Genomic DNA, 2,288 nt, shown 5'->3' with positions numbered 1-2,288 from the left:
AACCACCGACACGAGGATTTTCAATCCTCTGCTCTACCGACTGAGCTATCCGGGCGACGAGGTGTATTAAACGTGTTTTCGCGTTCTGGGTCAACATTAAATTGCAAAAAAAGTATTGTTTGATGTTTTTCTATACTTAGTGGGTTGTTTTTGTTCGTTTGGGTAGAAAAACCTAGGTCTAGCATGCCTTAAAAGATGGCAAAACTACGGTTAACTGCTTTGAATGAGCGCTGAAATAAAAAAAGCACGTATGAAAACGTGCTTTTATATTAAAGGTTTTTCTCGAGAGTTTAGTGTTTTACTTCAAACCTATTTACCCAAGTCTCTAATTCGTTAGAAAGAGAAGCTAAAGTTTGTGTACTGTTATGGCTTTCCGTTACGACATCGCTCAGTTGGTTGCCACTTTCTTCAATCATATTGATACGCTTCGATATATCATCGCTTACCTGGGTCTGTTCAGCGGCTGCTGTTGCGATTTGATGGCTCATTGATGATATAGACTCTAATGCAATCACAATCTGTTGTAGCGCTTCAGAGGCATTCTGAGACTCTGCTACAGTACTTTCACTCGTTGCCGCACACACATTCATTGTTTGAATGGCGTTACGGGAACCTTCTTGAAGATTATTGATCATTAACTGAATCTCTTTGGTGCTCGATTGCGTTCGACCAGCAAGATTACGTACCTCATCCGCCACTACTGCAAATCCACGACCTTGTTCACCCGCTCGCGCAGCCTCAATAGCAGCGTTAAGTGCTAACAGGTTAGTTTGCTCTGCAATATCGCCTATAACGTCCAATACCTTAACAATATTGTTTACGTCGTTGTCTAGGTTAGCAACAGCTTCACTGGCTGTACCTAATTGTCCTGCTAGGCCTTGAATATTATCTACTGTGTTGTGGATTAGGAGCTGAGTATGTTGGCTTTGTTTGTCTGCCTCGTCGGTGTTACGAGCTGTATCGCCAGCTGAATCGGCAACATTATTTGCTGAAGACGCCATCTCAGTCATTGCTGTTGCGATCATTTCAGTTGATTGTTGCTGAGTTTCAGTAAGTTGAGCGATAGAACCTGCACGATCTTCCACGCGCTGTAATTCGCCTCTTAACGCTAGCATTGAAGAGTTGAGGTTTGATACTAACTCTGCCAGTGATTGACTCATTTGTTGTACAGCGTGATAGATACTGCCTTGCTCAGCTTGAGTCTCAAACGATGTTTGGATTTTTCCTTCTGCGACAGCTTGTACTGCTTCTCTTACGTCTTTGGGTTCACCGCCAAGTAGCGATAGCATACGTTTAATTGAGATAATCAAGCTTGAAAGAATGACACCAGCAATAGCCAAACATAAAATCAGTTGCCATTGTGCTGTTGACCAAAACCTTGCGTTGACTTCATTGAAGCCGATACCTGTACCTACAACCCAACCCCAATGAGGTGTTTTTTCTGCGATGGACAGTTTTTCTTCAATGCTTCCGTCGGGGAGTTTTTGTGTCCAGGTGTATTCGACTATTTGTCCTGTTCTATTGCCAAGTGCTCGCTGAATAAGTTGGCCAACGCTATTTCCATCGCCATCTTTAAAATCATTAAAGCTGGTTCCGTGTAGTTGCGGATCTAAAGGTGTTGCGACAAAAGTCATATCTTCATCAGCAACATATACATATTCATTGTCTTTATAGATATTGTTGCGCAGTAGGCGAGTGGCCAGCTGTTTGGCTTGTTGTTCTTCTAGAGTGCCATCAATAGCCATTTTTTCGACTTCAGTAAGAATGCTGTATGCACTTTTAAATAGCTCTGTCACGCGAGCTTTGTTGTCTATGTTGCTAGCAACTCTTAAGGTCCATAAACCTGTAGCCGTAAGTGCGAGCAAGGCAATCAAAATGATGCCTGATAATAAATAAGCTTGCGTTTTTAATTTCATATTTCCCCGTGCAGCGATCTAATAATAAGTATGGTGTATCATTCACGAATCTTAAGCTAAGTCGTGCAGTGCAGGTATCAGAAAGGTATCAAAACATGATGAAGATTAAATTTACGAAGAAAAAAAAGTCCCCAGAAGAACATTTTTTGCTGTCAAATGAATAAACAGAGGCAAGAGTAATTACTCTATTGAGGGTGGCGGACGTAGTCCATTTACTAGAAGATCAAGATTTAATGTTGAACTGATGTGTTATTGAATTGCGTTACTTTTATTCAAACGAAAAAAAGCCAAGTCTCTCGACTTGGCTTTCTTGAATGTGGCTCCCCTTGCAAGACTTGAACTTGCGACATACGGATTAACAGTCCGCCGTTC

At 41.7% G+C, this 2,288-nt stretch carries 1 protein-coding gene; it reads right to left on the bottom strand.

Annotation, left to right across the window (positions count from 1 at the left end; all coding sequences use genetic code 11):
- Positions 1-290: 290 nt before the first annotated feature.
- Positions 291-1,916: a methyl-accepting chemotaxis protein gene (locus tag ACED42_RS21655; RefSeq protein WP_017101452.1), complete on the bottom strand. Its 1,626-nt coding sequence runs from the start codon at positions 1,914-1,916 to the stop codon at positions 291-293.
- Positions 1,917-2,288: the final 372 nt, after the last annotated feature.

This window comes from Vibrio sp. FF145 (genome assembly GCF_041439075.1).
In the GTDB taxonomy this organism is placed as follows: Bacteria; Pseudomonadota; Gammaproteobacteria; order Enterobacterales; family Vibrionaceae; genus Vibrio; species Vibrio tasmaniensis_A.
This window is presented reverse-complemented; position numbering and strand designations above follow the sequence as displayed.